At 43.2% G+C, this 4,673-nt stretch carries 6 protein-coding genes and 1 pseudogene; 3 read left to right on the forward strand and 4 right to left on the reverse strand.

Annotation, left to right across the window (positions count from 1 at the left end):
* The first annotated feature begins 158 nt into the window (after positions 1-158).
* The 3 genes from AC5JL8_RS04770 to AC5JL8_RS04780 are packed head-to-tail and all read left to right on the forward strand — an operon-like array spanning position 159 to position 1,990.
* Positions 159-779 carry a glycosyltransferase gene (locus AC5JL8_RS04770; RefSeq protein WP_495878635.1) on the forward strand — a complete coding sequence of 207 codons (621 nt, stop codon included), beginning with the start codon at positions 159-161 and terminating at the stop codon, positions 777-779.
* 56 nt (positions 780-835) lie between these two features.
* Positions 836-1,423: a glycosyltransferase gene (locus AC5JL8_RS04775; RefSeq protein ID WP_495878636.1), complete on the forward strand. Its 588-nt coding sequence runs from the start codon at positions 836-838 to the stop codon at positions 1,421-1,423.
* Positions 1,424-1,483: 60 nt separating this feature from the next.
* Positions 1,484-1,990 (forward strand): GNAT family N-acetyltransferase, encoded by a 507-nt coding sequence (locus tag AC5JL8_RS04780; protein WP_495878637.1) that lies wholly within the window; start codon positions 1,484-1,486, stop codon positions 1,988-1,990.
* A gap of 33 nt (positions 1,991-2,023) precedes the next feature.
* Here AC5JL8_RS04780 and AC5JL8_RS04785 read toward each other — a convergent pair whose 3' ends face one another.
* The 4 genes and pseudogenes from AC5JL8_RS04785 to AC5JL8_RS04800 form a co-directional block, all read right to left on the reverse strand.
* A complete protein-coding gene (locus AC5JL8_RS04785) occupies positions 2,024-2,479 on the reverse strand; it encodes a GFA family protein (protein WP_495878638.1) in 456 nt (151 codons plus the stop codon).
* Positions 2,480-2,483: 4 nt separating this feature from the next.
* The gene (locus AC5JL8_RS04790; protein WP_495878639.1) at positions 2,484-3,953 is read right to left on the reverse strand and encodes a serine hydrolase; all 1,470 of its coding nucleotides are present in this window, start codon (positions 3,951-3,953) and stop codon (positions 2,484-2,486) included.
* Between the two features lie 8 nt (positions 3,954-3,961).
* Entirely contained in the window at positions 3,962-4,087 is a 126-nt protein-coding gene (locus AC5JL8_RS04795; RefSeq protein WP_495878640.1) for a hypothetical protein, read from the reverse strand.
* A gap of 156 nt (positions 4,088-4,243) precedes the next feature.
* Positions 4,244-4,673 (reverse strand): annotated as a pseudogene (locus tag AC5JL8_RS04800) (hypothetical protein); the annotation flags it as partial.

A 4,673-nucleotide genomic window follows, 5' to 3' on the forward strand; every position in this document is an offset into this window, starting at 1 on the left:
GTCAGTTCATGAACGTGAAACTGTTGGGGTCGCGTGATGGCTATTGGTGGGCAGTGGGGGAGCGAGCGCATTTTAACTATATTGATGCTAGTGAATTGACCTTGAGTAAGCAGACAATAATTATATGCAAATACTGTTGCTCGTAAAGAGGTAAGAAAGTGAGCCGAATCCTGATGACAACGTTGGGAACGCTTGGTGATTTACATCCCATGATAGCGATCGCGCTAGAATTGCGGCAACGCGCTCATGATGTAGTTTTTGTAACGCATCAAGTTTATCAATCTAAAATTGAAGGGTTAGGATTTGAGTTTCATTCCATGCGTCCCGATTTTACAGCAATCAATGATCCACAGGAGATGGCGCGAATGATGGATCGAAAAACAGGTCAAGAATACATGGTACGTCAGTGGGTAAATCCAAATTTATGCTCTATGTATACAGACTTGTTGAATGTTGCTCAAAGTGCAGATTTTATGTTTTCAGGAGAGGGGGTGATTATAACTCCATTGGTAGCAGAGAAACTGAGAATGAGATGGGCATCGAGTGCAATGGTTCCTCTATCATTTTTCTCCGTTTATGATCCACCAGTTTTAGCAGCGTTTCCGAGCTTGGCAAAGCTGTATAAACTAGGGTCAATTGTAAATCGAAGCATAATCAACTTTGCAAAGCTTGTCAGTATTCCTGGGCAGAACCAATTCGTCAACTTCGGCGTGAACTGGGTTTATCACCCATCAATTACAATCCCTTCATTGAGAACAGATTTTCACCAGATCTTGTAATTGCACTGTTTTCTTCAGTTTTGGGTCAACCTCAACCAGACTGGCCAACAAATACGGTGAGCGCAGGGTTTGCATTTTACGATGGTAGTGAAGATAGGGCAAAGTTGACACCCCAACTGGAGCAATTTTTGAATGCAGGTGAACCACCAATTGTTTTTACTTTAGGGTCAGCGGCAGTTATGGCTCCGGGTCGATTTTATGAAGAAAGCATTGAAGCCGCGAAACTCTTAAACCGTCGCGCTGTTTTACTGATTGGGAAAAATCTACCACCGAAAAACCTGTCAGAAAACGTTATTGCCGTAAGCTATGCACCATACTCTCAAATTTTTGGGCGTGCTTGTGCAATTGTGCATCAAGGTGGAATTGGAACTACTGCTCAAGCTTTACGGGCAGGTCGTCCAACATTAGTGATGCCGTACAGCCATGACCAACCGGACAATGCAGCCAGAGTTGAACACTTAGGGATTTCGCGGACGATTCCGCGTCAAAGCTATTCATCTGTCAGGGTGGCCAAGAAATTACGTGAACTGTTAGAAAATCCCAACTATGCAGCAAAAGCTACAAAAATCGCCAGTATTATACAAGCAGAAGATGGGGTAAAGGTGGCGTGTGATGCAATTGAAAAACAGCTTCAAGCAGTCTAGACCTCATTATAATTCAGAATTAAGCACTAAATTTCCCAAAAATCCAAGGAGATGAGTTGATTGCAAATTCGAGAAGATGACCTAACAGGTAAAAAAATCGCTGACCTGTTGCAAGAACATCTCGACAGTATGTATGAGATTACCCCGCCTGAAAGTGTTCATGCTCTTGATATAGAGGCATTGCGTTCGCCTTATATTACTTTTTGGACTGCTTGGGATGGCGAAGAATTACTTGGATGCGGGGCATTGAAAGAACTCTGTTCAACTAGTGGTGAAATCAAATCAATGCGTACTGCCAAGGCTCACCGTCGTAAAGGTGTAGCCTCCAGGATTCTAGAACATATCATTAACAAAGCCCAACGGCGTGGTTATAATTGCCTGTATTTGGAAACAGGTGCTGTTGGTGAGTTCGCCGCAGCAAGAGCCTTGTACACACGTTATGGATTCGAGTACCGAGGCCCATTTGCTGACTATGCCCAAGACCCGAACAGTGTATTTATGATGAAAAAACTCGCTTATTTTACTGAAAAACTAGCGTATTCTCGAAAAATTTGCAAAATTGTCTAAAATTTTGTTTTGGGATAAATCCTTCAGCAAAATCTATGAACTCTGTTGTTTCCATCTGTCCCATAAAAGATGCACATCATCTGGTTGCCCTTCATAGTTAAGCATCTGGTCGCAAATCGCTACCCAAGGCTGGGCGCTGCGAGTCCAAAGGTTGCCAACTGGATGTAAATTGCTTGTATCGTTTAACGTTCCAGCTTTAACGTTGATCGTACCACTGCTGTAAGCGCGCTCGTGAAATAACCGCGTTCCGCAGTTACCACAAAAAATATTTTTGACTTCACGTCCGCTGTCAGCTTTGCGAGTCCAAGCTTTTGGCTGCCCTTGAGTAATAACGACAGCATCTCGTAGTACAGTAAGTGACATTCCAAAGGCACTGGATGATTGCTTTTGACATTCTTTGCAATGGCACAAGTAAAGAGTTAAAGGTTGGGCGTGGATTTCGTAACGGATCTCTCCGCATTGACAACCCCCAGTATATGGAAGATTCACGAGTCTAATCTCCTTTTTGTTTTTCGGCTCGAATAGTTTGGTCAGCTTGTTGTCTTAAACTGGTAATACCTGCTTGGTTTAACGTCATAGCTGTAATGTTGCCTGTGTCATCTTGTGCAAAACAAATATTTGTATTTACAGCTTTGGCAAAAAATTCTAGCTCCGAGGTAGGAAAGAACTGTAATGGTGGTTGCTGCTGACATTGAACAAACAAATTTCCGTCCTGAATCATTACTTGAAACTGCAAACCTGCCTTGGTTGAGTACAAACCACAATATCTATCAGCTTGTACTAGCCCAATGAGCGTTTTTTCCTTTGCAAAGGCATCAGGCCAGTCATACTCCAGTGCCAGCGAGCGCATAACTTCGGGAATCAGTTGAATTTGATTGGAGTTGAGCATGACAACAGCCCCTTGAACTATATGGGCATAAACACGCATCAGTGAGCAAAATCCCTCATTATGACCACTATGAAAAAAGTAGAAGCCATCACCAATTCCACCACCTGCAAAGAATCCTAATCCAACAAATAATCCATTGCCTAATCCGATAAACTCATCATTAGCTCCTTGTATTTGCCCTGGCTGTTGAGGATGTAACATTTGCTCTAGCGTCTGTTTATTCCACACAGATGGAGGACAACCATGCAAGACTCTCATCATTTCAACCGCAAGTTTGGCTAAATCTGATGGAGTTGTCCATAAGCCGGCGGCTGCCATTTCAGGATAAACGTAATGTTTACCTTCAACAGGGATACCAGAACAAGAATGTGCAGTTGCGGCTTTAGTTAACCAATCGTCCGGCAGTGGCTGTTGATAAGTGCTATTTGTCATCCCCAAAGGCTCAAGCACTAATTCACGCATAATTTCTGGAAAAGGTTGCCCCAGTAAATCAACCAAAACCTGTTGAGCAACTGTCATACCGCCACCGGAATAGCGAAAATGCAACCCAGGGATTATATTTACCTCTACTTTTTCGATATTAGCCGGAGGTTCACCATTGAGTATTTGAATGAGAGTTGGCAATGGGGTTGATTTGGGATAGCCAGGAAAACCATGTATCGTCAAGCCAGCAGTATGGCTCAACAAATGGCGTAACGTGATCCGAGGTTGCCAGTCACCGATCTTTGGCACACGCCAGGAAGTTAAATAAGTATTGACATCTTCATCAATATCCAAGCGTCCTTCTTGTGCCAAACGCATAACTGCTAATGCAAAGACAGGCTTACTGATTGAGGCTGCTTGAAACAATGTTTCTGGTGTAACTTGATGATTTGTTCCATTTTCACAAACACCAAATCCACGCGCCCATTCGATTTCAAAATTGTTAATCACAGCAATACTAATGCCTGGCGTGTGGTGATGCGCTAACCGTTCGTCTAAAGTTTTCGGTTCACCAAATTTACCTTCTTGTGCGGTCGCTGGCAAAAGATTATTGATAATACTTGCAATACGCTGCTCAACAGATTTCTGCATTGATACCTTCAAGGAGCAACTTGTTCAGGTTTTCTTGCCGTCAACACAACCTTGTCACTGCGTTCTAAGACCGCTTCTGCTAGGGTGCGACCGCATCCTATTGACGTTCCGGTTAGCAGATAAACTTTACTCATAGAGTTTTTAACAATTAGTAGTTTTTGTGTAAGTGCAAACACAGGTATTGTCAAGTTAAGCCAGTGGATGGTCAAGCAGTTAATCTCTATCTTTTGGTAGAAATTTTTTGTTTTGATGAGTCAGTTTCTAATTATTTTAAAGATGCAAAGCTGATTTTAGCCTGAAGTTCGCAGTCGGAGAATGGTCAACCCACTAATGGCTGCATACACAGGTGAATAAGCAGCAAGAAATACGGGAATACCAAACATTCCACCAGCACCCCTTACCCAGAAAATCATAATTACTGACGCAATCAAGAACACCAAAACGTTCATAACTATCCACAACAGAGCTTTAAACAACGGAAATCTCAGTGCTAAAGATTGCCATATTCCCATAAGCAAAGCAGCTATGAGTACGCCAGAGACAGAACGGGCGATCGCCCCAGCATTATTCCAAAGGCTTGTTTGAACAACAGTACCATCAGCTTGACTGACTGGCCCGGCAACATGGGTGTAGGTCAAAATAGTTATGGCTACTGCAATTCCAGTCCAGCCGATAGCAGTTGCTCCTATCCACCAGCGCGATCGCTCAAACCACCCCTGC

This window comes from Mojavia sp. (assembly GCF_059505145.1).

Bases quoted from the DNA above. Each gene is read 5' to 3' on its own strand.
- AC5JL8_RS04795 (WP_495878640.1), bottom strand. From the start codon at position 4,087: ATGAGTAAAGTTTATCTGCTAACCGGAACGTCAATAGGATGCGGTCGC.
- AC5JL8_RS04790 (WP_495878639.1), bottom strand. From the start codon at position 3,953: ATGCAGAAATCTGTTGAGCAGCGTATTGCAAGTATTATCAATAATCTT.